Annotated in this window: 24 protein-coding genes and 1 riboswitch; of the genes, 11 read left to right on the top strand and 13 right to left on the bottom strand. The window is 62.7% G+C overall.

Features of this window, described 5'->3' with window-relative positions:
* Positions 1–79: 79 nt before the first annotated feature.
* Together amn and AACX99_RS18220 are read right to left on the bottom strand one after the other, a co-directional pair.
* On the bottom strand, positions 80–1,555 hold the full coding sequence (gene amn, locus AACX99_RS18215) for an AMP nucleosidase (protein WP_339413843.1): 1,476 nt from the start codon (positions 1,553–1,555) through the stop codon (positions 80–82).
* A gap of 83 nt (positions 1,556–1,638) precedes the next feature.
* The gene (locus AACX99_RS18220) at positions 1,639–1,965 is read right to left on the bottom strand and encodes a DUF3703 domain-containing protein (protein WP_339413844.1); all 327 of its coding nucleotides are present in this window, start codon (positions 1,963–1,965) and stop codon (positions 1,639–1,641) included.
* A gap of 108 nt (positions 1,966–2,073) precedes the next feature.
* Here AACX99_RS18220 and AACX99_RS18225 point away from each other — a divergent pair, with 108 nt between their 5' ends.
* Positions 2,074–2,814 carry a hypothetical protein gene (locus AACX99_RS18225; RefSeq protein WP_339413845.1) on the top strand — a complete coding sequence of 247 codons (741 nt, stop codon included), beginning with the start codon at positions 2,074–2,076 and terminating at the stop codon, positions 2,812–2,814.
* A gap of 4 nt (positions 2,815–2,818) precedes the next feature.
* Here the strand turns inward: AACX99_RS18225 and AACX99_RS18230 are convergent, their stop codons facing one another.
* The 5 genes from AACX99_RS18230 to AACX99_RS18250 form a co-directional block, all read right to left on the bottom strand.
* Positions 2,819–3,499: an energy-coupling factor ABC transporter permease gene (locus AACX99_RS18230; protein ID WP_339413846.1), complete on the bottom strand. Its 681-nt coding sequence runs from the start codon at positions 3,497–3,499 to the stop codon at positions 2,819–2,821.
* Positions 3,500–3,554: 55 nt separating this feature from the next.
* A riboswitch (cobalamin riboswitch) is annotated at positions 3,555–3,762 on the bottom strand.
* Between the two features lie 32 nt (positions 3,763–3,794).
* Positions 3,795–4,250: a PaaI family thioesterase gene (locus AACX99_RS18235; RefSeq protein ID WP_339413847.1), complete on the bottom strand. Its 456-nt coding sequence runs from the start codon at positions 4,248–4,250 to the stop codon at positions 3,795–3,797.
* A gap of 9 nt (positions 4,251–4,259) precedes the next feature.
* A complete protein-coding gene (locus AACX99_RS18240; RefSeq protein WP_339413848.1) occupies positions 4,260–5,912 on the bottom strand; it encodes an acyl-CoA dehydrogenase family protein in 1,653 nt (550 codons plus the stop codon).
* On the bottom strand, positions 5,909–6,562 hold the full coding sequence (locus tag AACX99_RS18245) for a TetR/AcrR family transcriptional regulator (protein WP_339413849.1): 654 nt from the start codon (positions 6,560–6,562) through the stop codon (positions 5,909–5,911). The genes AACX99_RS18240 and AACX99_RS18245 overlap by 4 nt, the downstream gene beginning before the upstream one ends.
* Before the next feature lie 259 nt (positions 6,563–6,821).
* Complete coding sequence (locus tag AACX99_RS18250; protein WP_339413850.1) at positions 6,822–9,203, bottom strand: hybrid sensor histidine kinase/response regulator; 2,382 nt, start codon at positions 9,201–9,203, stop codon at positions 6,822–6,824.
* Between the two features lie 247 nt (positions 9,204–9,450).
* On the opposite strand from AACX99_RS18250, the gene AACX99_RS18255 reads away from it, so the two are divergent.
* The 5 genes from AACX99_RS18255 (at position 9,451) to AACX99_RS18275 (ending at position 13,530) form a co-directional block, all read left to right on the top strand.
* Entirely contained in the window at positions 9,451–10,245 is a 795-nt protein-coding gene (locus AACX99_RS18255; protein ID WP_339413851.1) for a hydroxymethylpyrimidine/phosphomethylpyrimidine kinase, read from the top strand.
* 13 nt (positions 10,246–10,258) lie between these two features.
* Positions 10,259–10,885, top strand: a complete 627-nt coding sequence (gene thiE, locus AACX99_RS18260) for a thiamine phosphate synthase (protein ID WP_339413852.1) — start codon at positions 10,259–10,261, stop codon at positions 10,883–10,885.
* Between the two features lie 55 nt (positions 10,886–10,940).
* Positions 10,941–12,230, top strand: a complete 1,290-nt coding sequence (hemL, locus tag AACX99_RS18265; RefSeq protein WP_339413853.1) for a glutamate-1-semialdehyde 2,1-aminomutase — start codon at positions 10,941–10,943, stop codon at positions 12,228–12,230.
* Positions 12,230–12,886, top strand: a complete 657-nt coding sequence (locus tag AACX99_RS18270) for a hypothetical protein (RefSeq protein WP_339413854.1) — start codon at positions 12,230–12,232, stop codon at positions 12,884–12,886. Before hemL ends, AACX99_RS18270 begins: the two co-directional genes overlap by 1 nt.
* A 92-nt stretch (positions 12,887–12,978) precedes the next feature.
* Entirely contained in the window at positions 12,979–13,530 is a 552-nt protein-coding gene (locus AACX99_RS18275; protein WP_339413855.1) for a tetratricopeptide repeat protein, read from the top strand.
* 89 nt (positions 13,531–13,619) lie between these two features.
* On the opposite strand, the gene AACX99_RS18280 is transcribed toward AACX99_RS18275, so the two are convergent.
* The gene (locus AACX99_RS18280; protein ID WP_090249225.1) at positions 13,620–13,943 is read right to left on the bottom strand and encodes a DUF1820 family protein; all 324 of its coding nucleotides are present in this window, start codon (positions 13,941–13,943) and stop codon (positions 13,620–13,622) included.
* A gap of 402 nt (positions 13,944–14,345) precedes the next feature.
* Between AACX99_RS18280 and miaB the strand changes: the two genes are divergently transcribed.
* The 5 genes from miaB (at position 14,346) to lnt (ending at position 19,809) form a co-directional block, all read left to right on the top strand.
* Positions 14,346–15,671: a tRNA (N6-isopentenyl adenosine(37)-C2)-methylthiotransferase MiaB gene (gene miaB / locus AACX99_RS18285; protein ID WP_339413856.1), complete on the top strand. Its 1,326-nt coding sequence runs from the start codon at positions 14,346–14,348 to the stop codon at positions 15,669–15,671.
* A gap of 176 nt (positions 15,672–15,847) precedes the next feature.
* Positions 15,848–16,849 carry a PhoH family protein gene (locus AACX99_RS18290; protein ID WP_339413857.1) on the top strand — a complete coding sequence of 334 codons (1,002 nt, stop codon included), beginning with the start codon at positions 15,848–15,850 and terminating at the stop codon, positions 16,847–16,849.
* Positions 16,842–17,300, top strand: a complete 459-nt coding sequence (gene ybeY, locus AACX99_RS18295) for an rRNA maturation RNase YbeY (protein ID WP_339413859.1) — start codon at positions 16,842–16,844, stop codon at positions 17,298–17,300. The genes AACX99_RS18290 and ybeY overlap by 8 nt, the downstream gene beginning before the upstream one ends.
* Positions 17,301–17,349: 49 nt before the next feature.
* Complete coding sequence (locus AACX99_RS18300; protein ID WP_339413860.1) at positions 17,350–18,189, top strand: HlyC/CorC family transporter; 840 nt, start codon at positions 17,350–17,352, stop codon at positions 18,187–18,189.
* 99 nt (positions 18,190–18,288) lie between these two features.
* Complete coding sequence (gene lnt / locus AACX99_RS18305) at positions 18,289–19,809, top strand: apolipoprotein N-acyltransferase (RefSeq protein WP_339413861.1); 1,521 nt, start codon at positions 18,289–18,291, stop codon at positions 19,807–19,809.
* Between the two features lie 94 nt (positions 19,810–19,903).
* Here lnt and AACX99_RS18310 read toward each other — a convergent pair whose 3' ends face one another.
* From AACX99_RS18310 to AACX99_RS18330, 5 genes are all read right to left on the bottom strand, one after another.
* Positions 19,904–20,809 carry a 5-oxoprolinase subunit C family protein gene (locus AACX99_RS18310; protein ID WP_339413862.1) on the bottom strand — a complete coding sequence of 302 codons (906 nt, stop codon included), beginning with the start codon at positions 20,807–20,809 and terminating at the stop codon, positions 19,904–19,906.
* Positions 20,806–21,483, bottom strand: coding sequence for a 5-oxoprolinase subunit PxpB (pxpB, locus tag AACX99_RS18315; protein WP_339413864.1), 678 nt, complete (start codon positions 21,481–21,483; stop codon positions 20,806–20,808). The genes AACX99_RS18310 and pxpB overlap by 4 nt, the downstream gene beginning before the upstream one ends.
* Positions 21,480–22,223, bottom strand: a complete 744-nt coding sequence (locus AACX99_RS18320) for a 5-oxoprolinase subunit PxpA (protein WP_339413865.1) — start codon at positions 22,221–22,223, stop codon at positions 21,480–21,482. The genes pxpB and AACX99_RS18320 overlap by 4 nt, the downstream gene beginning before the upstream one ends.
* A gap of 146 nt (positions 22,224–22,369) precedes the next feature.
* The gene (locus tag AACX99_RS18325) at positions 22,370–22,987 is read right to left on the bottom strand and encodes a tetratricopeptide repeat protein (protein ID WP_339413866.1); all 618 of its coding nucleotides are present in this window, start codon (positions 22,985–22,987) and stop codon (positions 22,370–22,372) included.
* A 50-nt stretch (positions 22,988–23,037) separates the two neighbouring features.
* Positions 23,038–25,563: a sulfite reductase flavoprotein subunit alpha gene (locus AACX99_RS18330; RefSeq protein ID WP_339413867.1), complete on the bottom strand. Its 2,526-nt coding sequence runs from the start codon at positions 25,561–25,563 to the stop codon at positions 23,038–23,040.
* Positions 25,564–25,647 lie beyond the last annotated feature (84 nt).

Consider the following 25,647-nt stretch of genomic DNA (forward strand, 5'->3'; position numbering starts at 1 on the left):
GCAGCCTAACGCCCCTGCGCAACCACTTGCAGTACGACCGCCCCATCCTGTGCGGCGGCCCACAGTATTACTGCTGGGCTTAGCGGAACGGCGGCTCGTCGAAGCTGCGCAGCTTGCGTGAGTGCAACGAGTTGAGCTGGTTGCGCAACAGGTCGAGCGCGGTGATGCCGATATGCAGGTGCTGGGTGACTGCGCGCTCGTAGAACGCACCTGCAGCGCCGGGCAGTTTGATCTCACTGTGCAGTGGTTTGTCGGAGACGCACAGCAGCGTGCCGTAGGGCACCCGCAGGCGATACCCTTGCGCGGCGATGGTGCCGCTTTCCATGTCCACCGCCACGGCGCGCGAGAGGTTGATCAGCGGCCGCTCCTGAGCCCAGCGCAGCTCCCAGTTACGGTCGTCATAGGTCAGCACAGTGCCGGTGCGCAGGCGTTTTTTCAGCTCATCGCCCTGCTCACCAGTGACCTGCCGGGCAGCTTCCTGCAACGCCTGCTGCACTTCGGCCAGGGCCGGCAGCGGGATATTCGGCGGCAATACGCGATCGAGAATGCCGTCGCGACGCATATAGGCGTGAGCCAGCACGTAATCGCCAATGGTTTGCGATTGGCGCAGGCCGCCGCAGTGGCCGATCATCAGCCAGCAGTGCGGGCGCAATACGGCCAGGTGGTCGGTGATGTTCTTCGCGTTGGACGGGCCGACGCCAATATTGACCAGGGTAATCCCATCACCCTCGTTTTCACCTTGCAGGTGATAAGCCGGCATCTGGTAGCGGTGCCAGACCACCGTCTCGATGATTGCCTGCATCTCGCCTTCGGCCATGCCACGCTCGATCACCACATTGCCCGGCAGCACCATGCGGGTGAAGCGCGACTCACCGACCAGCATATCCAGACCGTGGCGGATAAATTGATCGACGTAACGGTGATAGTTGGTCAGCAGAATCCACGGCTGCACATGTCGCCAGTCGCTGCCGGTGTAATGCACCAGTCGACGCAGGGAGAAATCCACCCGAGCCGCATCGAACAGCGCCAGCGGCAGCGGGTCGGTATTTTCCCAGTCGTACAAGCCATCAGCCGTGCCGTCAGTGGCAGCAGACAGGTCGGTGCTGGGAAACACCCGCGCCAACTCGGCAGCGGTGACCCCGGAGCCAGCCAGCTCATCGCCCTGCTCGACCACGTACGGATAAGGAATATTCTGCTGGCTGACGCCCACTTCCACGCGTACGGTGAAATCCCCCATCAACGGGCGCAGCTGCTCGAGCAGGTACTTACGAAACGCCGCCGGGTGGGTGACGGTGACGCTGTAGGTACCCGGCACCTGTACCTTGGCATAAGCGCGCACGCTGGCCGCCACCTCGCCCTGGCCCTGGTAGATCAGGCGCAACTCGGGGTAGCGAAACTGACACTGTTGGGCGACATCCGGCTTGATGCGCTCTTTCAGGTAGCGCTTGAGCGCCTGACTCAAGCCCGTGGTCGCCTGCAGGTGCAGGGCGGCCAGACGATCCACCGCTTCTTCAGCGGTTTTGGCGACAATAAAGTCATCGGAACAAGGGTTCACAAGGCACCTTCCTGGCTGATCTCAATGGCTCTATCTTGCCCTGATCCGCCGCGCTTGCGATAGCGCGACGTTACCCGCGCAAGCTACTTGAGCAGCGTTTGCAGATCCTCGGGCACAGCCTGTGGGGTCAGCGGGCCGACGCGCCGGGTGCCCGGATTACCCAGGGGAAACAGCCCCAGCAACGACCCCAGGCTACCGGGAATGCGCAGCAGTTGTGCCAAGCCCTCGGCCCAATCGCGCTGCCGCCAGGCCCAGGCGAGCACCCACAGGTGGCTGCGCAGGTGTTCGCTGAAATAGCGCTGACCGAGAATATGCGCCCGTTCCAGATGGCGCAGCTCGGCAGCAGGATCAGTGCCGCGCAGGGCGCGGGCCAGTTGGTATTCCTGCCAGAAGGCTTGTTCGCGGGTCATGGCAACACTCCTATTTTTCAGCTGCGTCGCAGTCTGCAAGTGCGGGGCGGCCCCCAGGTCAAGCATCCGTTGCTAATCTTCTGTTAGCCAATTGCCTAAGGAACACTCATGCCGCGCGCGCTGCTCACCCTTGTGCTCTGCCTGTTACCCAGTTTTCTGCTGGCCGATAGCCTGGACGGCCATTACCTGACCACATTGGATGGCCAGCCAGCCGAAATGCACCTGCGCAGCCAGGGCCAGCAGGTCACGGGGGAGTATGTGGAAGGTGGCAGGTTGCGCCTGCAGATCAGCGGCAGCTTTGACGGCCAGTTGCTCAGCGCGCAGATCAGCGAAGCGCAATCCGGGCAGCTGATTGCCAATATGAATGCCACCTACGCCAATGGCGTGCTCAACACCCATATCGCCGCGCGTAATCCGACTACCGGGGCAACCCTGGAGCGCAAGGCGCTGTTCCACCGACAGAATTTGAGTGCAGTAGCCGCTCAAGCAAGCAGCCCAAGCAGCAGCGCCACCCGCGACCCGGCACTGATCGGCACCTGGGTACACGAGAAGATCATTAACAGCGGCGGCGCCAATTTCGCCTCTATGACCACGCAGATGATTCTACACATGCAGGGCGACGGCAGCGTTTCACAATGGACACGTAGCGTGGCAGGTGGCGCCGACTGGAACTACGACAGCCCTGGCGAACTGCAATACAGCGGCCGCTGGCAGAGTAATAACGGCCTGCTGGAAGTGCAGATGCAGGGCCGCAGCGACTATCAGCCTGCCGCCTACTATCGCTTCAGTGACCAGTACCTGGTCACTGAGAGCAATACCGGTAAGCTGATCTGGCAGCGTCGCCAGTAATCAATCAGGCCGGTTGGTGCAGACGCGAGTTGAACAACGGCCCACGGCTATAAGTCGACAGCGCCTTGGCAGCGGCCAGCACACCCAGATCGACCAGCGGCTCGATCAGGATCACGCTCATATAGGCCAGGCCAAAACTGCCCACGGCCTCCAGGTTATCGCCGGAGAAGCCGTTGCCATAGAACGCCCAGAAGCCGACCCAGGCGACGATGCCGCCCTGATAGGCAGTCGACAGCGCCAGCGCCTGCTTGTAGGAGAGGTCCACATAGGCAGTACCCGGCACGATAATGCGCTTGGCCAGCACACTGATAGCCCACAGCGGCACCAGCAGCGTGGTGACGTTCATACCGTACTGCGGCAGGTCGAACTGAGCGAACAGCAGCCCCTGCAGTAGCAGACCGAGCGCCAGACCAACAGCCGTAGCACCGGCGCCGAACAGCAACAGCAGGGTCGAACCGAGGATCAGATGCACCTCGGAAACCCCGACCGCATGGTGCGGAAAGACCTCGAAGAAGCAGAACACCAGGGCAGTGGTCAGCACGCTGCGTAACGCCAGAGCGGCAGCGCCACCGTTGCTGCGTACGCTGTCGAGGGCAAGCTTGGCCGTGAGGCCAAAGGCACCTGCGGCGGTTGCATAACTAAGGAAGAGTTTGGCGCCAGTAACGACTTCGGGTTCGATGTGCATAGAGATTCCTGTACCGCGCCCACCGCGCGATGATCTGGATTGAGGGGATGGGCATAAGCGCCCGGCTTCGATGGCAGGTCTCCTGGCTCACGGTTTGACACTTCGCCCGCCTTCCCGGCCTTGCGGTCAGTGGCATATGGGCGCTATTCACCGTTTACAGTTGCGGGGGCAGCCATGGCTTCGGCACCGGTCGCGGTGCTTTCCATGTTCCCTTTTCATCCAGTCGCTTAACACGAGCTGGAACCATCGGCGGCCACCTTACCCGGCGGCAGAGAGAAATGACAGACCCGGCATTTTATGGCGCAGGCGCGCCAACAGACGGAAGAGAGCCTGACGCCGTATGACGCAAGCAGGTGAATACGGCACTGGCGTTGGCGCACAGCTGCCCCTGAGCATCATGCAAAGTGGCTTGCGCAGATACCTGTCGCCCCTCGCGCTGCTGCACGCAAGCTTCGGTATGGAGCGGCAAGGCCGCCAGCCCCATCGGGCGCAGGTAATTCACTTGCAGGCTGGCGGTCACGTAGACCTCCTCGGCACTGGCCTGCGAGTACACCGCCAACCCCAGCGCCGCATCGAACAGCGTGGCGGTATAGCCGCCATGCACACCGCCAAGCGGATTGAAGTGCACGGCCGGCGGCTGACTGCTGAAGCTCGCCACCCCAGCTGCGGCCTGCAGCTGGGAGATACCATAATCCGCACCGATATCACCGGCCAGCCAGGCCTGTAACTGTTCAAAGAGAGTGGCGTGCATATTCAGGCCTCAGATCAGGTGCGGCGTACTGCGCGCCACCAGCGCTTCGACATCCACGCCACGCGGCAAGGTACCGTAAACCCGACCGCCCTGCCCGCCCAGACGGCTGACGATAAAGGCATCGGACACCGGCGCATTACCGGCTTCCAGCAGCAGCTTGGCCTGCAGCGCCAGCGCCACATCTTCGGTGAGCTGACGGGCGCGGTATTGGATATCGGCGGTGTCGCGAAAATCCGCCTGCAGTTGCGTGATATGCGCTTTCAGCCACGCATCGCCATGGCCGTCGCCCAGTTCGGTAAACAGCGCATCAAGCACGCCCGGCTCCTTGGACAAGGCGCGCAGCACGTCTAGGCACTGCACGTTGCCCGAGCCTTCCCAGGTCGAGTTGACCGGCGCTTCGCGGTACAGCCTTGGCAGGATGGTGTCCTCGACATAACCGGCACCGCCCATGCATTCGGCGGCCTCGTTGATCATCGCCGGCGCGCGTTTGCAGATCCAATACTTGCCCACGGCGGTGACCAGGCGGGCGAACTTGTCTTCCTGCTCGTCATGGGCGTTATCCAGCGCCTTGCCCATGCGCATGGTCAGCGCCAAGGCCGCCTCGCTTTCCAGGGCAAGATCGGCCAACACGTTCTGCATCAGCGGCTGTTCGCTCAGTGCGCGCCCGCCAACCTGGCGATGGGCGCAGTGATGCGCGGCCTGAGTCAGGGCCTGACGCATCAGGGCGCTGGAGCCGATCATGCAATCGAAGCGGGTCAACGCGACCATCTCGATAATGGTCGGCACGCCACGGCCCTCTTCGCCAACCATCCAGGCCAGGGCGCCGCGGAACTCCACCTCGCTGGAGGCGTTCGACCAGTTGCCCAGCTTGTTCTTCAGGCGCTGGATATAGAACTCGTTGCGCATGCCGTCCGGGCGGTGGCGCGGCAGCAGAAAGCAGGTCAGGCCCTTGGTGGTGTACGCCAGGGTCAGGAAGGCATCGCACATCGGCGCCGAGCAGAACCACTTGTGGCCGACCAACTCGTAGACCTGGCCCGGGCCGCCAAGGCCGACTGGATAAGCGCGGGTGGTGTTGGCGCGCACATCGGTGCCGCCCTGCTTCTCGGTCATGGCCATGCCGATGGTCGCGCCGGTTTTCTGCTCGATCGGCAGGTTGCGCGGGTCGTATTGAGTCGAGAGGATTTTCGGTAGCCACTTCTCGGCCACATCGGCCTGCAGCTTGAGCGCCGGCACGCTGGCGAAGGTCATGGTCAGCGGGCAACCGCTACCGGCCTCGGCCTGGCTGTGCAGGTAACTCATGGCGGCGCGCGCCACCTGGGCGCCCGCGCGCGGATCGGTCCAGGGCATGGACGGCAGGCCGTGTTCAATGGCCGCACTCATCAGTTGGTGATAAGCCGGGTGAAACTCCACCAGATCGGCACGGTGACCGTAGCGGTCATGGCTCTTGAACACCGGTTTGTTTTCGTTGGCGAGAAAGCCTGCGGCCATCAGCTCGCCGCCCGCCAGGCCGCCATATACATCCAGGCGCTGCTCGGCCCAGCCGCCGCCGAAACGCTTGGTCCACTCCTGCAGCGGCAGGTCAACGCGGTACAGGTTGGCGCCATCCAGCGGCGGCACCTGGTTGAACACTTCATGGGTTTCGGCGTGTTGGCTGGCATTCATGGCTGAGGCTCCTCTTCAGGAAATTTGGCGCCCACGGCGCGCAGGCAAAAGGTGACCAAGGCCTGGCTGACTTCAGCCAGGCTGGGGGCGGGGTATCCGGCTTCACGGGCGGCACGCGCAGGCGGCGACAACGGCCCGACCAGGGCTTCGGCAATGGCGCCGACCAGGCAGGCTGCGACCAGGTTGATCTGCTGCACATGGAACACGCCTTGGTCGACGCCCTCCTGCAGCAATTCGACGAACAGATCGGCATAGGCTTCGCGGTAGAACAGGCGCTGCTCGTCGACTTCCGGATCGACCGGCTCGGCGATCAGGGCGAAGGCCAAACGGCGACTGTCCCAGGCCCGCGCGGCAAAGCGCTCAAGCCCTGCGCCCAGACGCTGCACTGGACTGCCAGTGCCCCGCACGGTAGCAGCCAACGCATCGACCTCACGCTGGCTGGCCACGGCAAACACCTCGGCCGCCAGGCTGCCCTTACTGCTGAAATGACGGTACAGGCTACCGGTGGCAATCCCCACATCCTCGGCCAATGCCTGCATGGTCAAGGCGGCAAAACCGCCCTCGGCAACCCGCGCCAGAGCGGCGCTGATGATGCGCTCACGCAGCGCCTGGTCGCGGTCGATGCGCAGTGCAGTGGTGCGATAGGCCATGGTCTGAATCCTGATTCACTATCGCTTAAGTGAATCAGGATTCAGAGTTTGGCTAAAGGGCGATTCCGGGCACAACAGCGGGCATATTGGCCAGCTGCTGGCGTATACAACTCAACAATAAATTTACGATCTCGCGAGCTAGAGCCATACAAGGCGCTACGTAGTAACAGCCTTCGGCTGGTCAAAGCGGCGAGAAACGCAGCGCAGCGAAGGAACAGCCTACGACTGGCCCGTAGGGTGAGCGCAGCAGATCGTAAGATCAGGACTCGCGGCAGAGCACCCAGTCATGCAAAAGATTGCGCAGCTGCTCGAACTTCACCGGTTTGGCCAGGTAGTCGCTCATGCCTGCGGCCAGGCAGCGCTCGCGGTCGCCGCTGTGGCTGTGGGCGGTAATCGCCAGTACCGGCAGCAGCTGACAGCCGGGCAGATTGCGCAGCGCGCGGCAGGTGGCGAAACCGTCCATTACCGGCATCTGGCAATCCAGCAGCACCGCGTCGACGGTCTCGCTGCGCAGCACTTCCAGCGCTTCGGCACCGTTGTCGGCGGTACGCACCTGATATCCGAGCTTGAGCAACATGCCGCGGGTTACCAGTTGGTTGATCGCGTTGTCCTCGACGATCAATACCGTGCACTGCTCAGGCGCGCGCAATGCCGGGCCGGTGGCACGCAGCACCACTGCGGCTGGAGTGGTCATCTGCACCGGCAAGGCCAGCGGCAGTTCCAGGCGGAAACAGCTGCCCTGCCCCAGCTGGGACTCATGGCTGAGGTCGCCGCCGAGCAGGTCGACCAGTTGTCGGCAGATCGCCAGGCCAATGCCCAGGCCGCCGTATTCGCGGGTCATCGAACCATCCAGCTGCTGGAAGCGCTGATAGAGCTTGCCGTCGGCCGGTGTCGCGAAACCGATGCCGGTGTCGATCACCTCGATGCGCAGCGGCAGGATATCGCTGGCCGTGCCGCCGCGACTGATGCGCACACGCACCTCGCCATGCAGGGTGAACTTTATGGCGTTATCCAGCAGACAGCTGAGACTCTGCACCAGCTTGCTGGCGTCGCCCTCCAGGGTGTCGGGCAGAGTGTCGTCCAGCTCCAGAACAAAGCGCAGGCCCTTTTCTTCAGCGCGCGGCGCGTACTGCGCACGCAGGCCATCGAACAGACCGCGCAGGCTGAACGGCTCACGACGCGGGTACAGACGCCCGGCCTGCAGCTCGGTGAGGGCGAGAATGTCATTGACCATGCGCATCATGTCGCGGGCGGAGCTGGCGGCCGTGCGCTGGTAGTGCGCCAGTTCGCCGTCGATTTCGAGCATCTGCATCAGCTCCAGCGAACCGATCACCCCGTTCATCGGCGTGCGCAGTTCGTGGGTGACGGTGGCGAGGAATTCATCCTTGAGGCGGTTGCTGTTGGCCAGTTCCAGGTTGAACGCCTCCAGCTTGAGCCCGGCTTCTTGCAGAATCCGCGTGCGTTCTTCCTTCATCGCGTTGATGCGGTCGGCCAGCGCAAGCGAAAGCAGGCCTACTTCCAGCGCTGAGCCGATCTGGCTGGCGTACATGGTGAGGAACATATTCGGCAGGTAGCCCAACACCATCAGCGTGTTGATCATTCCGCCGGCGAGAAAGGCTGTCCAGGCGATGATGAAATAACGCGCCACGCGCATGCCACGCATCCAGGCGAGGATGCCGGCGCTGAAAATCACCACGGTAAAGCCCAGCGCCAAGTAGGTGGCCAGACGCAGCGACAGGCCATAGCTGGCCGTCAGCGCCAAGGTCATCACCAGTACACCGGAAGCCATCATCAGCAACAGTGCACGATCGACCCAGGGGCTGTGCTCGACGGTATGCAGAAAACTGCGGGCAAACTGGCAACCAAACAACGCCGCCGCGCCAATCAGAAACGGCGTGGCGGCGTTCGCCCACCAAGGGCTGTTAGGCCAGAAATACTCGATGGCCGCACCGTTGACCGACAGCTGATAAAAGCCGAACGAGGCGATATAGAGGATGTAATACAGGTAGCTGGTGTCGCGCACGCTGAGGAAGATAAACAGGTTGTAGATCAGCATCACCAGCAACACGCCATAGATGATGCCCAGCACATAGATGCGTGCAGGCTGATCTTCCAGATAGGCGTTGGGCGCCCAAAGGGTTAGCGGTACCTGAATCGAGCCCTGGCTTTCCAGGCGCAAATAGACGCTTTGCTGCTGCGCCGGCGGCAGCTTCAACTCGAATACATAGTTGTGCTGTTTGATCTCACGACTGGAGAACGGCAAGGCATCGCCGGTGTGCTGGCTCATCTGGTAGCGCCCCTGCGCATCAGGCAGATACAGCTGCACATGATCGAGCGGCGGATAGGCCAGTTCCAGCAACCAGGGCCGTGCGCCTGTGGCCTGCTGCGGGCGGTATTCCAGATCCAGGCGCAACCAGAACACCGAACGCGAATAACCGGCGTTCAGTACACCCTTGTCATGCTGACGGAAACTGGCTTGCAGGGCCGGCGAGGTGATGTCTTCAATGCTGGCATCGCCACGCACATCCTCAAACACCGACATGGCCTTGCCGAGCGGCAGGCTGCGGGTGTTTTCGTCAAAAACCAATGCCCCGGCCAACCCTGGCACCAGCATGAAGAAACAGAGAAGGATGTAGTGCATGCAACTCAGCCAGAGTAAGCCGGCAACGCCTAGGTAGCGTTGCTAGCAGCGGTGTATTTGGATGCTGGCACTCTAGCATAGGCCCTTGCGCCAGAGCCCCAGGAAAAACCTGAACTGTATTGAGATTTTTGCCCTTCGTAGGTTGAGGCAACAGCCCGGTGTCGACATGCGACAGATCGTCCGCCCAGCTGGCTTTCCTGGCGTTGCGGGGTCTGCAAGCCGTGGTTTGGTGGTAAGCTCGCGCACCATGAAAACGCCTACCTCTCGCCCCGTAGTGCTGTGCCTGTCCGGTCATGACCCCAGTGGTGGTGCCGGCCTGCAAGCCGATATCGAAGCCCTGCTCGCCCAAGGCTGTCACGCCGCCCCTACCGTGACCGCGCTGACCGTGCAGGACACCGTCAACGTTTCCGACTTCCGCGTGCTCGACCGCGACTGGGTCTTGGCCCAGGCCAATGCGGTGATCAATGACCTGCCGGTCGAAGCCGTAAAGTTGGGCATGCTCGGCTCGGTCGAGATGGTCGAAACCGTACTGGAAATCATGCAACGCCTCCCAGGTATTCCGCTGATCTGCGACCCGGTGCTGCGTGCCGGCGGCGGCGGCGCGCTGGGCAAGGATGAAGTCGGCTATGCCATGCGCGAACGGCTGTTCGCCGCCTCGACCATCGCCACGCCGAATCTGCCGGAGGCGCGCATCCTCGCCGAATTGCCGGACGGCAGCGCCGATGAGTGCGCAGAAAAACTGCTGCCCTATATCCAGCACCTGCTGATCACCGGCGGCCATGGCGATGAGCACGAAGTGCACAACCGCCTCTATAGCCGCGACGGCAGCCGCCACACCTTTACCTGCCAGCGCCTGCCTGGCAGCTACCACGGTTCCGGCTGCACCCTGGCCAGCACCTTGGCTGGTCGCCTGGCATTGGGGCAGGAGCTGGTCAGCGCCGTGCAATTTGCCCTCGATTACACCTGGCGCACCCTGCGCGATGCCGAACAGCCTGGTCATGGCCAGTACATTCCGCGCCGCCTGCCGCTAGACCTCTCTTGATGGAGCGTTTGCGATGAAACTGCGTGGTCTGTATGCCATCACCGATAGCGAATTGCTCAAAGGCAGACTGCTGCCCTACGTCGAGGCTGCACTCAAGGGTGGCGCGACATTGCTGCAATACCGCGACAAATCCAGCGACGAAGCGCGGCGCCTACGTGAAGCCGAGGCCCTGCGCGAGCTGTGCAACCGTTACGGCGCTGCACTGATCATCAATGACGACGCCGAACTGGCTGCTCGTTTAGGCGTCGGCCTGCACCTAGGGCAAACCGACGGCTCGCTATCCGTCGCCCGCGCCTTGCTTGGGCGTAAGGCGATTATCGGCGGCACTTGCCACGCCCAGCTTGAGCTTGCTGAAGCCGCTGCCAAGGAAGGCGCCAGCTATGTCGCCTTCGGCCGCTTCTTCAACTCCAATACAAAACCTGGCGCACCGACTGCCAATGTCGAGTTGCTGGCTGCGGCGAAAGCCAAGGTCAACCTGCCGATTGTTGCCATTGGCGGCGTGACTCTGGATAACGCCCCCGAGCTGATTGCCCACGGCGCCAGCATGGTTGCCGTGGTGCACGGCCTGTTTGGCGCCGACTCGGCTGCTGAAGTCGAGCGCCGCGCCCGCGCCTTTAGCGCCCTGTTCACATCTAACTAACGTTATTAAGGGGCGGCACGGCTCGCCCCAACCCCCTGCTTGAGAGGCCCCGACCATGTCCCGTTCCGAAACCCTCTTTGCCGACGCGCAGAAGCACATCCCAGGTGGCGTCAACTCGCCGGTCCGCGCTTTCAAAAGCGTCGGCGGCACACCGCTGTTCTTCAAGCATGCAGAAGGCGCCTACGTCACCGATGAAGACGACAAGCGCTACGTGGATTACGTCGGCTCCTGGGGCCCGATGATCCTCGGCCACAGCCACCCGGACGTGCTCGGCGCGGTGCGCAACCAGCTGCAACATGGCCTGTCCTATGGCGCGCCGACCGCCATGGAAACCGAGATGGCCGACCTGGTGTGCAGCCTGGTGCCGTCCATGGAAATGGTGCGCATGGTCAGCTCCGGCACCGAGGCGACCATGAGCGCCATCCGCCTGGCCCGTGGTTACACCGGCCGCGACAACATCATCAAATTCGAAGGCTGCTACCACGGCCACTCCGACAGCCTGCTGGTGAAAGCCGGCTCCGGCCTTTTGACCCAGGGCGTGCCGAGCTCCGCTGGGGTACCGGCGGATTTTGCCAAACACACCCTGACCCTGCCCTTCAACGACCTGGCCGCCGTCGAGCAGATGCTCAGTGAAGTCGGTTCGACCGTCGCCTGCATCATCGTCGAGCCGGTGGCCGGCAATATGAACTGCGTGCCGCCGGCCCCCGGTTACCTGCAGGGTCTGCGCGAGCAGTGCGACAAACACGGCGTGGTGCTGATTTTCGACGAAGTGATGACCGGCTTCCGCGTCGCCCTCGGCGGTGCCCAGGCCCATTACGGCGTCACCCCGGACCTGACCACCTTCGGCAAGATCATCGGTGGCGGCATGCCGGTCGGCTGCTTCGGCGGCAAGCGCGAAATCATGCATTGCATCGCCCCGCTCGGCCCGGTGTACCAGGCCGGCACCCTGTCGGGTAACCCGCTGGCCATGGCCGCCGGCCTGACTACTTTGCGCCTGATCAAACGTCCTGGCTTTCACGCCGAACTGACCGACTATACCAGCCGCATGCTCCAGGGTTTGCAAGACCGCGCCGATGCGGCTGGCATCCCGTTCGTCACCACCCAGGCGGGCGGTATGTTCGGCCTGTACTTCAGCGGTGCCGACGATATCGTCACCTTTGATGATGTGATGGCCAGCGATGCCGAGCGCTTCAAACGCTTCTTCCACCTGATGCTCGCTGGCGGCGTGTACCTGGCACCAAGCGCCTTCGAGGCAGGCTTCACCTCCATCGCCCACGGCGATGCCGAGCTTGCAATCACCCTGGACGCCGCCGAGCGTGCCTTTGCCGAGCTGAAGAACGCCTGATGCAGTACAGCACGGCACTCTCCGATGGCGTGCTGGCCTTGGCCTGTCTGGCCTGCGCAATCGCTATCGGCAAAGCCCGCAAGCACTATGGTGAGGCTGACCAACCGGCGCTGTTCTGCGCCCTGCTGGGGTTTCTCCTGCCGGCCGCAGCGGCTGCCGTCGGCGTGATCCGCTTCGGCATCGATCCTGGCGCTCAGGCCGCACACCTATGGTTAAGCCAGGCCAGCAGCTTTCTCGGCCTGCCGCTACTCGGCGCCGCCGCCTTGGCTTTGGGCAGCGGCTGGCAATGGAGCCGCGCCAACTGGGGGCGCATTCTGCTGGGGCTGTGCGCCTTCTTCGAGCTGTTCCGGCAGATGAATCAGCTGGAGGATTACCGCCTGCTGCTCAATCTAGCGACCCTGCTGCTGATCCTCTACGCCGGCGCCGTGCAGTGGCCTAAGCGTGCGCCCCTTGCAGCTGCCGTCGCGGTGGTCGGGCTGTTTCTGCTGGCCGGCCTGGCTGTCGGCACCCAGGGATTTATCGGCTCGTTACGCCGAGTTGATCTGTTCCACGCGCTGCTGACACCGGCCTATCCGCTGCTGGCGTGGCTGCTGCTGAGCCTACCCGGCAGCGCAAAACGTGGCCACACGGAAGAAAACCCGGTAAAGACTTTGTAAGAACGCCGCTGCTTATTTCATAATGCGATGGCTGTCGCGTTACGGCGGCCAGGCACATCGCCTGTTGTGCATCCCGAGGTAAACGGATTTTCATGAAACGCACCGGCCGCACCCTGTCCCTGGGCTGCCTGTTGCTCCTGCTGCCACTGCTCGCCTCGGCGAGCGGCAACTCTTTGCTGATCCCCGCGCTTGGCAGCTGCTCACTCAACACCGCCGCCGAAGAACTGCCCGCCGCCCTTGAGGCCTGCGAGCAGGCTGCGCTCAATGGTGACCTGCAGGCGGAGTTCGAGCTGGGCGAATTCTATTACGACGGCAAACGTGTCGAGCGCGATCTAGACCAGGCGCTGAAATGGTTCGAGCAGGCCTCACTGCAAGGCCATGCGCAATCGCAGTACCGCCTGGGCATGATGTTCTTCCGCGGCGAAGGCGTGCCGGCGAATACGGTGCAGGCTTATATCGTGCTGAAGATGGCAGCGGTGAACGGCTCGGACGAAGCCATGGACAGCGCCGACCTGATCGCCGCACAGATGCCGCGCAATGAACTGGAAATCGCCAGCCAGGTGCTCGGGCAGATCTTCCGCAACTACCTGCTGGAGTTGCAGAACGCCGATACCCTTACCTCGCCGTTCGCGCCGCTGCCGTAGGTTGGCCTTAAACGACATACCGCCCTGACAACCTGCTGGTGGATGTAAAAAGCGACATCCACCCTACGCCCACATACCAGACGAAACGCTTACTTATCAGGCATCGGCATGGGGAACGGCATAACATTGCCACCGCCCTTGGCTTCGCTGATCTTCGGCGTGCCCAGGCGCTCGACTTCGTCGATGCGGATGATCGCGTGCATGGGGATAAAGCTGCGCACCACACCGTCGAACTGCGCCTTGAGCTTTTCCTCGCTGGGGTCGACGACCACCTGGGTGCGCTCGCCGAAGACGAACTCCTCCACTTCCAGAAAGCCCCACAGATCGCTTTGAAAGATCTGCTTGGCGTACATCTCGTACACCTGACCCTGGTTGAGGAAAATCACCTTGTAGATGGGTTCGCGCTTGCTCATGGTTATGCAGTTCGTACCGAGGGGTTAATTGAAAGGGCGCGGATCATAGCATAGCCGCCTAGCAGCCAACGCCAGGGTCTGTTGCCGCTTCGTTCGCGGCCGCGCCGGAGCCTGTTTTAGCGCGAGGCAAGGCACGAGACACGAAGTTTGGTTGTTCCAAATGAGTGTCGAAAAACGCAGCATCGCGCTAAAACAGGCCCGGCCCTTCGGGTTACGCGCAAAATCTCGCCACGCGGTGTTGGAGGACTTGGCAAGGGAACAACCATTACCTGCGTCCTCCGCCTAGCCTGGCGAGATTTTTCGCGGCAACGCGGCTCGCGACGAAGCGACAGCAGACCCTAGGAACCCTGGCACTAGCTCCCTATAATGCGCGGTTCTTCGAATCACCCTTTTTGAGCGCGCATGACCAAGAAGCTTTATATCGAAACCCACGGTTGCCAGATGAACGAGTACGACAGCTCGCGCATGATCGACCTGCTGGGCGAACATCAAGCCCTGGAAGTCACCGAGAAGGCGGCAGACGCTGACATCATCCTGCTCAACACCTGCTCGATCCGTGAAAAAGCCCAGGACAAGGTGTTCTCGCAACTCGGCCGTTGGCAAAAGCTGAAAATTGCCAACCCGGATCTGGTGATCGGCGTCGGCGGCTGTGTGGCCAGCCAGGAAGGCGCGGCGATTCGTGATCGTGCGCCCTACGTCGACGTGGTCTTTGGCCCGCAGACCCTGCACCGCCTGCCGGAAATGATCGACGCCGCGCGCAGCACCAAGATCGCCCAGGTCGACATCAGCTTCCCCGAGATCGAAAAATTCGACCGCCTGCCCGAACCACGCGTCGATGGCCCCAGCGCCTATGTGTCGGTGATGGAAGGCTGCAGCAAATACTGCACCTTCTGCGTCGTGCCGTACACCCGTGGCGAAGAAGTCAGCCGGCCCATGGCCGATGTGCTGGGTGAAATCATCCACCTGGCCGAACACGGCGTGCGTGAGATCACTCTGCTCGGGCAGAACGTCAACGGCTACCGTGGCGCGACCCAGAATGGGCAGATTGCCGACTTCGCCGAGCTGCTCTACGCCGTAGCGGCCATCGACGGTATCGACCGAATTCGCTACACCACCAGCCATCCACTGGAATTCTCCGATGCGCTGATCCAGGCCCACGCCGAGATCCCCGAGCTGGTGAAGTACCTGCACCTGCCAGTGCAATCGGGCTCCGACCGCATTCTCGCAGCGATGAAGCGCAACCACACTGCACTGGAATACAAGTCGCGCATCCGCAAGCTGCGCGCCGCCGTGCCGGACATCCTGATCAGCTCGGACTTTATCGTCGGCTTCCCCGGTGAAACCGAGAAGGACTTCGAGCAGACCATGAAGCTGGTCGAGGATGTCGGTTTCGACTTCTGCTACTCCTTCGTCTACAGCTCGCGCCCTGGCACCCCGGCGGCTGACCTGCCCGACGACACCCCGATGGAGTTGAAAAAACAGCGTCTGGCACTGCTGCAACACCGCATTACCCAGCAGGGTTTTGAGAACAGCCGACGAATGGCGGGCACCGTGCAGCGCATCCTGGTCAACGACTACTCGAAGAAGGACCCCGGTATGCTCCAGGGCCGCACCGAGAGCAACCGGGTGGTCAACTTCCGCTCTGACAACCCGCGCCTGATCGGCCAGTTCGTCGACGTGTATATCGACGAAGCCATGCCCAACTCGCTGCGCGGCACGCTGCTGTAGGGTGGATGTCGTTTTTTACATCCACCATGGCTGCGTGATTGGTGGATGGGGGAGGCGCCATCCACCAATCACGAACGGCACTGCAACAGGTTGCTGGCGGCCCGAGCTTCCCCCTCGCGGCCGCTAGCGCTATTCTTCGTTCACTACCCCAGCCGACTGGCGGCCATCACACGACCTTGAACACATCCATAGAGCCACTCCGTTTTATCCTTGAACCCTTCGAGGCTCGCCGCTTCGCTAACCTGTGCGGCCAATTTGATGAGCACCTGCGCCTGATTGAGCAGCGCCTGGCCATCGAAATTCGCAACCGCGGCAACCAGTTCGAACTGGTCGGCACCGCAGGCCAAACCCGCGCCGCCGAACAGTTGCTGCGCCGCCTATACCGCGAAGCCGAAAACACCGAACTGTCGCCCGATCTGGTGCACCTGTTTCTGCAGGAGTCCGGCATCGAGGAAATGAGCAACCCGACCGTCGAAGTCAGCGTCGCCCTGCGTACCCGCAAAGGCATGATTCGCCCGCGCGGCGCTAATCAGCAGCGCTACGTCAAAGCCATCCTCGACCATGACATCAACTTCGGCGTCGGCCCGGCCGGTACTGGCAAAACGTATCTGGCCGTGGCCTGCGCCGTGGATGCCCTGGAGCGCGAGCAGATTCGCCGCATCCTGCTGGTACGTCCGGCGGTGGAAGCGGGTGAGAAGCTCGGCTTCCTGCCTGGCGACCTGTCGCAGAAGATTGACCCCTACCTGCGCCCGCTCTACGACGCGCTGTACGAGATGCTCGGCTTTGAGCAGGTGGCCAAGCTGATCGAGAAACAGGTGATTGAAGTCGCGCCGCTGGCCTATATGCGCGGCCGCACGCTGAACAACAGCTTTATCATCCTCGACGAAAGCCAGAACACCACCCTGGAACAGATGAAGATGTTCCTCACCCGCATCGGCTTCGGCTCGACCGCGGTGATTACCGGCGACATCACCCAGGTCGATCTGCCGCGCGGCACCAAAAGCGGCCTGACCCACGTGATCGACGTGTTGCGTGATGTGCCGGGCATCAGCTTTACCCACTTCAAGCCCAAGGACGTGGTCCGCCACCCGCTGGTGCAACGCATCGTCGAAGCCTACGAGCGCTACGACAACCGCATGCACGGCAAGCTTGTCGACGAGCAAGACGACAATGCTTGAACTCGACCTGCAACTTGTCAGTGACGCCAGCAAACTACCGAGCGAAGCGCAGTTTCGCGCCTGGTGCGAACTTGCCCTGCGCCAGCGCACGGCAGACTCAGAACTGACCATCCGCTTGGTCGATGAAGCCGAAGGCCGCGAGCTCAATCACACCTGGCGGCACAAAGACTACGCCACCAATGTGCTGTCATTCCCCGCCGATGTACCGGACGAATTATTGGATATCCCGCTGCTCGGCGACCTGGTGATCTGCGTGCCCGTGGTTGAGCGCGAAGCCCGCGAACAACACAAAACCAGTGAAGCGCATTGGGCACACCTGGTGATCCACGGTTGCCTGCACCTGCTCGGCTACGACCACATCGACGATGAGGAAGCCGAAGAGATGGAAGCGCTGGAACGAGAATTGCTGGCTGAGCTGGGGCATTCCGACCCTTACGCCGACCACGAATAATGTCCCTCTACCACCCACAGAAATTAAGAAAGGTTCCTGAGTAACCACCATGAGCGAAGACCGATCGAGCAACGAGCAGAAGTCCTGGTTTAACAGACTTACCCAGGCTTTTGCTCATGAGCCGAAAAACCGCAAGGAATTGCTGGAAGTGCTGCGCGAAGCGCATCAGAACAAGCTGCTCGACAGCGAAGCACTGGCCATCGTCGAAGGTGCAATTCAGGTCGCCGACCTGCAGGTTCGCGACATTATGGTGCCGCGCTCACAGATGATGAGCATCAAGGCCAACCAGACGCCCAAGGAATTCCTACCCTCGATCATCGAAGCCGCGCACTCGCGCTATCCCGTGGTAGGCGAAAGCCTCGACGATGTGGTCGGCATCCTCCTGGCCAAGGACCTGCTGCCGCTGATTCTCTCGGGCGAACAACCCAACTTCAATATCAAGGACCTGCTGCGCCCGGCCACCTTCGTGCCCGAGTCCAAGCGCCTCAACGTTTTGCTGCGCGAGTTCCGCGCTAACCACAACCACATGGCCGTGGTGATCGACGAGTACGGCGGCGTTGCCGGTCTGGTAACCATCGAGGACGTGCTGGAGCAGATCGTCGGCGATATTGAAGACGAACACGACGTGGAAGAAGACAGCTACGTCAAACCGCTGCCCTCCGGCGACTTCCTGATCAAGGCGCTGACGCCGATTGAAAGCTTCAACGAAGCCTTTGATAGCGAATTCTCTAACGACGAATTCGACACCGTCGGCGGCCTGGTAATGAGCGCTTTCGGCCACCTGCCCAAGCGCAACGAAGTCACCCAGATCGGCGAATTCCGCTTTCGCGTACTCAACGCCGACAGCCGCCGCATCCATCTGCTGCGCCTGAGCCCGGTTAGTAACTAACAGCCACCGGCCACCTCCAGGGTGGCCGGTTCGCAATACTTCCCCCGTCTGCCCTCTCGCTTTACCCTTGCGCCACCTCAATCCAAGGACCTGCATGCAATGCACTGGATAACCCGACCTGGCTGGCCCGGCAACCTGATCACCCTGCTCGCGGGCGCTATCACGCCCCTGGCGCTGGCGCCTTACGATTTGTGGCCGCTGGCCATCCTCTCCATCGCCCTGTTCTACCTCGGTCTGCGTGACCTCACGCCGCGCCAGGCGGTGCTGCGGGGCTGGAGTTATGGCTTCGGCCTGTTCGCCGCTGGTACCAGCTGGGTGTACGTAAGCATTCACGATTACGGCGCGGCCTCGCCGCCCCTGGCGGTCTTTCTGACCCTGCTTTTTGTCGGCGGCCTCGGCCTGCTGTTCGCCCTCAGTGCCTGGGTCTGGACGCGCTGGCTACGCCGGGTTGAAGCGCCGCTCGCCGATGCCCTGGCCTTCGCCGCCCTGTGGCTGGCGCAGGAAGCTTTCCGCAGCTGGTTTCTCACCGGCTTTCCCTGGCTATACGCCGGTTACAGCCAACTGGATGGCCCGCTGGCGGGATTGGCCCCGGTGGGCGGCGTGTGGCTGCTGTCGTTTGCCTTGGCGCTGAGCGCCGCGCTGCTGGTGAATCTGGCGCAACTGCGTGCGCGCAAGGCGTTTCTCGCCATCGGCGTGATGCTGTTAGTCGCGCCATGGATCGCCGGTCTTGCCCTCAAGGGTCACGCCTGGACCCAGCCGCTGGGCGAAGCGCTGAGCGTGTCGGCCATGCAGGGCAATATCGAACAGAACATGAAGTGGGACCCCGAGCAGCTCAACGCGCAGCTCGCGCTGTACCGCGACATGACCTTCAGCGCCAAGCCGACCGACCTGATCGTCTGGCCGGAAACCGCCATTCCGGTGCTCAAGGACCGCGCCCAGGGTTACCTGGGCATGATCAACCGCTTTGCCAATGAGCGAAATGCCGCGCTGATTACCGGCGTGCCGATTCGCCAAAGCAACGAGCGCGGCGAGCAGCGCTACTACAACGGCATCAGCGTGGTCGGCCAGGGCAGCGGCGACTACCTCAAGCAGAAGCTGGTGCCCTTCGGCGAATACGTGCCCTTGCAGGAAGTGCTGCGCGGTCTGATCGCCTTCTTCGACCTGCCGATGTCCGACTTCGCCCGCGGCTCTGCCGAGCAGAATCTGCTGCAAGCCAAGGGGCACGCGATTGCCGCGTTTATCTGCTACGAAGTGGTCTACCCGGAGTTTTCCGCCAGCCTGGCTGCGCAGAGCGACCTGCTACTGACCATCAGCAACGACACCTGGTTTGGCCGCTCCATCGGCCCGCTGCAACACCTGCAGATGGCGCAGATGCGCGCCCTGGAAGCCGGCCGCTGGATGATCCGCGCAACCAACAATGGCGTCACCGCGCTGATCGACCCGCAAGGCCAGATCACCACGCAGCTGCCGCAGTTCGAACAGGCGGTCCTCTACGGCCAGGTACAACCGATGCAGGGGCTCACGCCTTACCTGTACTGGCGCGGCTGGCCGATGCTGATTATCTGTCTGCTGCTATTTGCCTGGGCGTTGTTGGCCAGCCGTATGGCCAAGACGCTATAGAGACAGCTAACGCGTAGGGTGGATGACACTTCACCCATCCACCATGTCGATCCTGTGGTGGATGAAAACAACGTCATCCACCCTACAAAAGCGCCTATATCCGGCGAAAGAATCGATAGAACTCGCGCAGCTCAGCCTGCGCGTCGCCGATGCTGACCGGGGTAAAGCGCAGCGGATGGTGCGCCGGGCATTGCGCCAGGCGCCCCTGATCGAGCGGGTGCAGCCAACCGAGCAGCGGGTAACCGCCCATGCTCTGGTAGTCGGCCTGCAGGATGATCGGCTGACCATCCGGCGGCACCTGAATCGCGCCACGGCCAACGCCCAACGACCATTGCCGCACGGGCGGTTGCACGGCCTCGCCGAGCAGCCGCGCGCCCATGCGATCGGAGTGCGGGCTGAGCTGCCAGGTCTGGGCGAAAAAGCCCTGCAACTGGTCCTCCTCGAAACTTGCCGCATCGCCCCCGGTAATCACCCGCAGCAAGGGTTTGCAGCGGTAATCCGGCAGATAGGGCCAGGGTACGCTGACACTGCGGGTGAAATGCGCAGGCCGACAGGCCAGCAGATCCCCTGCCTGCAGCGCCTGTCCTAACCCTTCGCGCAGCTGCACGCTGACGCTGCCCAGCAGCGGTGCGGCAATAAGGCCGCCCGCCACCGCCAGATAGGCGCGCTGACCACTGCGGGCAAAGCCCAGACGCAGCAGTTGGCCTTTACGCAATGGCAGGCGCGTCCAGAGCGGCTGCGGCTGATCATCCAGGCTCAGCGGCACCTGCGCGCCGCACACCGCCACCCAGGTGTCGACCTCCGCCTGCAACTCGACGCCGCCCAGGGCGATTTCCAGCAGCGGCGTGCCCCAGGAATTGTTCAGCAGATGATTGGCCCAGGCCGCGCCATGCCAGTCCAGCGGCCCGGCGGGTGATACGCCCAGATGTTGCCAGCCCTGTCGCCCGGCATCCTGCAGCAGGCTTTGCGGCCCTGGTTTGAGCACCCGCAGGCCGCTCATAACTGACCGCCTTCGCGGATAAAATCGCGCTCATCGATGCTGCGAAAACGCACCCGATCACCCAGTACCAGCGGGCATGGCGGCGTTTGCGCGGCGTCGAACAGCGACCAGGGGCAACGGCCGATCAGGTGCCAGCCGCCGGGCGAGCGGTGCGGGTAAATCGCGGTCTGCCGCTCGGCAATCGCCAGGCTACCGGCCGGTACGGCGATGCGCGGGGTGGCTCGGCGCGGCAATGCCAGGCGCGCATCCAGCTCTCCTAGATAGGCAAAGCCTGGGGCAAAACCAATCGCGCCGACGCGGTACTCGGCCGCCGCATGCAGTTCAATCACCTGAGCGCTACTCAGGCGACAAAGCTGGGCGACCTCGGCAAGGTCTTCACCGTTATACAAAATGGGGATTTCATGCAGCCGCCCGACCTGCGCGACAAAGGGCTCGGCCAGCCAGCGCTCCAGCAGCGGCTTGAGCCGTTCGGCCAGTTCCAGGTGATCAGTGCGCATCAGGTCGTAGTGCAGCAGCAGGCTGGTCCAGCCTGGCACTAGGTCGGTGAGCACCGCCCCCAACTCGCCACGAATACGCTCGGCCAGTAATGCGATACGTTGCGGCAGCTGTGCATCCGGCTGTTCGGCCAGCACCAGCAGCAGCGCTTCGGCACCGGCCGGTTCGAGGCGGATCATAGGGTGTCCAGGCTGGCCCGCAAACGCCGCAATACGGCCAGGGAATCGGCGTTGTCGCCATGTACGCAGAGGCTGTCGGCGCGCAGTTGCAGCGGCTTGCCATCGATATCGGCAAACGGCTCGCCCCGGGCAATCGACAACGCTTGCTGGAATATCCGCTGCGGATCATGGTGCACCGCGCCACTCAGGCGTCGGGGCGCCAACTGACCATCGGCCAGGTAGGCGCGATCAGCAAAGGCCTCGAACATCAGCGGCACGTCAGCCGTATCGGCCAGCTGCAGCTCACGGCTGTTATCGGCCAGCGCCAGCACCATCAACGGCAAGCCTTTGCGGTAACTGGCGCAGGCCTCAAGCACCGCGTTGAACAGCGCATCATCGCGCACCAGATCGTTGTACAGCGCACCATGGGGTTTGACGTAAGCCAGCTGGGTGCCGGCGGCGCGGCAGAAAGCCTCCAGCGCACCAAGCTGATACAGCACCAGCGCGGTGACCTCCTCTGGCGAGCAGGCGATATGCCGACGGCCGAAACCGAGCAGATCCGGATAGGCCGGGTGCGCACCAATGCTCACCCCATGCTGTACCGCCAGGGCGACGGTGCGTTGCATGGTCATCGGGTCGGAAGCATGAAAGCCGCACGCCAGGTTGGCCTGATCAATCAGCGGCATGGCATTCACGTCATCGCCCATGGTCCACACGCCGAAGCTTTCACCCATATCGCAGTTCAGCAGGATTCTTTTCATGCCCACAAGCTTAGAGCTGGAGGACGAACGGCACCAGCCCGGGTGCCATTTGGGCTTGTGATTGCCGCTATGTGCACGGAACGTCACACCCTGTATTCAATGGTATGAGTGCGGGTGTAAGCAGCAAAGGCCAGCAGGCAATGCCCTCACTGCAATGCAGGAACGCCATACTCGCGGCCAGCTCCTGGCAGTCTGGACACTGCCAATTGCCGATCATCCAGGCCATCACTGTCGCCCAACCGCTGACGGGCCACGCCACGCCCATACAAGGCACGCATGCTTATCGGGTTTTTCGTCAGTGCAGCTTCAAAATCTGCCAATGCGTCTTGATCGCGCTGCAGCGCCAGATACGCTTGCCCACGCGCGATTAGCGCAATTTCCTGCTTGCCAGGCTGTGCCAGTGCCTTGTTGCAATCGGCCAAGTCAGCCCGGGCGGGAGCGGCAACAACCTGCGCGACACAGCGCGCGCCGAGATAGCGTGGGTTGTTTGGCTGCCGCGCTACGGCCTGATCGAGATCGGCCAGGGCTTGCTGCACCTGTCCCTGGCTCAGCAGAATCTGCCCCCGATCAAAACGCGCGCCGGCATGTTGCGGATCGAGTGCCAGGGCCTGATTAAGCACCTTGGCTGCCGCCTGGGTGCGCCCCTGCTCGGCCAGCTTATGACCTTGTCGCGCCAACTCGTCGGCAGGCTCAGGGCTTACCGAATGGCTTGCGCAGCCAGAAAGAACAACGGCGCTCAGGGTTATCGTGACGGCTACTTTCATGCAAAACGCTCCATTGGTTGATTCAAAAACATCCTGTTGATGCATGCCACTCAATACACGTCGCGACGATAACGGCCCTCTTCGCGCAGCGCGTTGACCCCGGCTTCGCCCAGCAGCTCATGCAGTACATGATCCACCCCGGCCGCCATGCCTTCGAGGCTGCCGCAGACGTAGATTGCGGCGCCGTCATTCAGCCACGTGCGCAGGTGTTCAGCGGCGTCACGCAGGCGATCCTGCACGTAGACCTTGGTCGCCTGATCGCGGGAGAAGGCCAGGTCCAGGCGCGCCAGCTCGCCTGAGGCCAGCCAGCCCTGCAGCTCGTTCTGGCAATAGAAGTCATGCGCCGCATTGCGCTCGCCGAACAGCAGCCAGTTAGCGGTATGCCCAGCGACGATCCGCGCCTTGAGCAGGCTGCGCAACCCGGCCAGGCCAGTGCCATTGCCGATTAGGATCAGTGGCCGCGCATCTTCCGGCGCGTGGAAAGCGCTATTTCGCCGCACCCGCGCCAGCAACTGGCCGTGCAGCGCCGCGCCTGCGGTCAGCCAACCGGAGCCGAGGCCCAACAAGCCGTCGGGATGCCGTTCCTGACGCACGATCAGTTCCAGCTCGCCGTCGCTGGGCAAGGAAGCGATGGAATATTCGCGAGCGGCCAACGGTACCAGTGCATCGAGCAGAGCCTGGGCGTGCAGACCGACCAGATGGGTGAACTGCTCGGGTAGCTGCTTGCCGCGCAGCGCCTGCTGCAGCGATTGCGTCAGGCCATCGAGGCTGACCGTCTGGCTGCCGTCCAGCGCATGGGCCTGCAACCAGGCCTGCACGGTGGCGTCGCTGTGACGCGGCGGCACTTCGAGAATATCGCCGGCATTCCAGTTAGTCGGCTGTTCAGCACGCAACGCCAGCAGATAGGTCGGTGCGCCCTGGCTGCCCGGATTGAGCAGTTCGCGGCGCGTCAGCGTCCATAGGCCATAGGGTGTTTCGCCCTGCTGCAGCGGTTGGGCGCCAGTCAGCTCACTGAGTTGGCGCTGCCAGCTGGCCAGCGCCGCTGTATCGGCGGCATCTACCTGCACCGCATCGAACAGGCTGCGTGCGCCCTGCCGCGCTAACCAGTCCTGCACCCGCAGGGCAAAGCCGCAGAAGTGCTGATACTGGCGATCACCAAGGGCGAGCACGGCGTAACGCAGTTGCGGTAGATCCAGGGCCTGGCCCAGCAACTTGCGCTCGAAGCCGCGCGCGCTGTCCGGCGCCTCGCCATCGCCAAAGGTGCTGAGCACAAACAGCGCGTTGCTGGCCTGGCGCAGCACCTGTTCATTGAGTTTGGCCAAGGGCTGCACACTGACGGCCAGGCCGGCGGCCTGCAACTGCCCTGCGGTTTGCCAGGCCAGTTGCTCGGCGAAGCCGCTCTGGCTGGCAAAGCCGATCAACCAGCCATCGCCCTGCCCTGTGCTCGGCTGCAAGGCACCACGCGCATGCAACATCGCACGCTTCTTGCGCCGACGGTCGAGGTAGAGCAGCCAACCGGTGATGGCGAACAGCGGCATGCTCAGGCTGGCGAGGAACATCAGGATGCGCCCGGTCAGGCCGAAGTAGCTGCCCACATGCAGGGCATAGATGCTGGTCAGCAACTGATCGCCAAAGGCCTGCTGGTCATAGCGTTTATGCTGCTTCACCGCGCCGCTTTGCGCATCCAGGCTGAGTTGGTTAAAGGCACGATCATGCGCGGCGTCATCACGCAGATAGAACACCGTCGCCGGCTGCCCGGTGACCGGCGGAAAGCGCAGATTGTAGCTGCTCAACTGGTTTCCAGCGGCACGTTGCAGGCCGTCCCACACCGCCAGGTAATTGACCGGTGGCAGCTCCCCTACCGGCGGCGGGCCGCGTTTGCCACCGCGTTTCTGATCGCCCGACTCAGCACTCAACAAGGCGGTTGCACCTTCACGGTACCAGTCATACGACCAATACAGCCCGGTCAACGCGGCCAGCAAGTACAACGCCAGGCACCAGGTACCGGCCACCGCATGCAAATCCCAGTTGAAACTGCGACCTTTGCGCGCCCAGTCCAGAGTCAGCCAGGCGCGCCAGCTGCTGGCCTGACGTGGCCAGCGCAGGTACAGCCCCGACAAGCAGAAGAACACCAGGATCAGGGTGCTGGCCGCGGTGATCTGCTTGCCGTAATCGCCCATGGCGAGAAAGCGGTGCAGCTTCAGCATCAGATCGAAGAAATCCTGCCCACGCGGCTCACCGAGCAGCTCGCCACTGTAGGCATCGAAGTAGCGCGACGGTCCACGGCGCTCGCCCGGCGGCGGCGCGAAAAACACCCGCGCGGCACGCTCACCCTGCACATCCAACCACAGGCCGACGACCCGCTGCTGGCTGGCTGCCTCAAGCTTGGGTACCAGCGCGGCCGGCGACAGTACGCCACTGTCACGCACCTCGACCTGCAACACATCGGGATTGAGAGCGCGCATCAATTCGTCCTGGAACGAATAGGCCGCACCCGTCACCCCCATCAGGGCCAGCACCAGACCGGCAGTGATGCCGAACAACCAGTGCAGCTGAAACAGCGCTTTCTTTAACACGTAGATACACCTGACAGAAGCGGCGCTGACAGCTGAGATCACTGCGCCGCGATGCTATTTAAGAACGACTTGTACGTGGTGCCT

This window comes from Pseudomonas sp. EA_35y_Pfl2_R5 (assembly GCF_963970805.1).
Classification (GTDB): domain Bacteria; phylum Pseudomonadota; class Gammaproteobacteria; order Pseudomonadales; family Pseudomonadaceae; genus Aquipseudomonas.

What these genes read in the sequence shown, in the direction of transcription:
- pxpB (WP_339413864.1), bottom strand. Translation starts at nt 21,483, where the DNA reads ATGATCCGCCTCGAACCGGCCGGTGCCGAAGCGCTGCTGCTGGTGCTG.
- AACX99_RS18225 (WP_339413845.1), top strand. Translation starts at nt 2,074, where the DNA reads ATGCCGCGCGCGCTGCTCACCCTTGTGCTCTGCCTGTTACCCAGTTTT.
- AACX99_RS18310 (WP_339413862.1), bottom strand. Translation starts at nt 20,809, where the DNA reads ATGAGCGGCCTGCGGGTGCTCAAACCAGGGCCGCAAAGCCTGCTGCAG.
- AACX99_RS18235 (WP_339413847.1), bottom strand. Translation starts at nt 4,250, where the DNA reads ATGCACGCCACTCTCTTTGAACAGTTACAGGCCTGGCTGGCCGGTGAT.
- AACX99_RS18320 (WP_339413865.1), bottom strand. Translation starts at nt 22,223, where the DNA reads ATGAAAAGAATCCTGCTGAACTGCGATATGGGTGAAAGCTTCGGCGTG.
- AACX99_RS18280 (WP_090249225.1), bottom strand. Translation starts at nt 13,943, where the DNA reads ATGAGCAAGCGCGAACCCATCTACAAGGTGATTTTCCTCAACCAGGGT.
- AACX99_RS18220 (WP_339413844.1), bottom strand. Translation starts at nt 1,965, where the DNA reads ATGACCCGCGAACAAGCCTTCTGGCAGGAATACCAACTGGCCCGCGCC.
- AACX99_RS18250 (WP_339413850.1), bottom strand. Translation starts at nt 9,203, where the DNA reads ATGCACTACATCCTTCTCTGTTTCTTCATGCTGGTGCCAGGGTTGGCC.
- AACX99_RS18240 (WP_339413848.1), bottom strand. Translation starts at nt 5,912, where the DNA reads ATGAATGCCAGCCAACACGCCGAAACCCATGAAGTGTTCAACCAGGTG.
- miaB (WP_339413856.1), top strand. Translation starts at nt 14,346, where the DNA reads ATGACCAAGAAGCTTTATATCGAAACCCACGGTTGCCAGATGAACGAG.
- hemL (WP_339413853.1), top strand. Translation starts at nt 10,941, where the DNA reads ATGTCCCGTTCCGAAACCCTCTTTGCCGACGCGCAGAAGCACATCCCA.
- AACX99_RS18270 (WP_339413854.1), top strand. Translation starts at nt 12,230, where the DNA reads ATGCAGTACAGCACGGCACTCTCCGATGGCGTGCTGGCCTTGGCCTGT.
- ybeY (WP_339413859.1), top strand. Translation starts at nt 16,842, where the DNA reads ATGCTTGAACTCGACCTGCAACTTGTCAGTGACGCCAGCAAACTACCG.
- lnt (WP_339413861.1), top strand. Translation starts at nt 18,289, where the DNA reads ATGCACTGGATAACCCGACCTGGCTGGCCCGGCAACCTGATCACCCTG.
- thiE (WP_339413852.1), top strand. Translation starts at nt 10,259, where the DNA reads ATGAAACTGCGTGGTCTGTATGCCATCACCGATAGCGAATTGCTCAAA.
- AACX99_RS18245 (WP_339413849.1), bottom strand. Translation starts at nt 6,562, where the DNA reads ATGGCCTATCGCACCACTGCACTGCGCATCGACCGCGACCAGGCGCTG.
- AACX99_RS18325 (WP_339413866.1), bottom strand. Translation starts at nt 22,987, where the DNA reads ATGAAAGTAGCCGTCACGATAACCCTGAGCGCCGTTGTTCTTTCTGGC.
- AACX99_RS18300 (WP_339413860.1), top strand. Translation starts at nt 17,350, where the DNA reads ATGAGCGAAGACCGATCGAGCAACGAGCAGAAGTCCTGGTTTAACAGA.
- AACX99_RS18275 (WP_339413855.1), top strand. Translation starts at nt 12,979, where the DNA reads ATGAAACGCACCGGCCGCACCCTGTCCCTGGGCTGCCTGTTGCTCCTG.
- AACX99_RS18255 (WP_339413851.1), top strand. Translation starts at nt 9,451, where the DNA reads ATGAAAACGCCTACCTCTCGCCCCGTAGTGCTGTGCCTGTCCGGTCAT.
- AACX99_RS18230 (WP_339413846.1), bottom strand. Translation starts at nt 3,499, where the DNA reads ATGCACATCGAACCCGAAGTCGTTACTGGCGCCAAACTCTTCCTTAGT.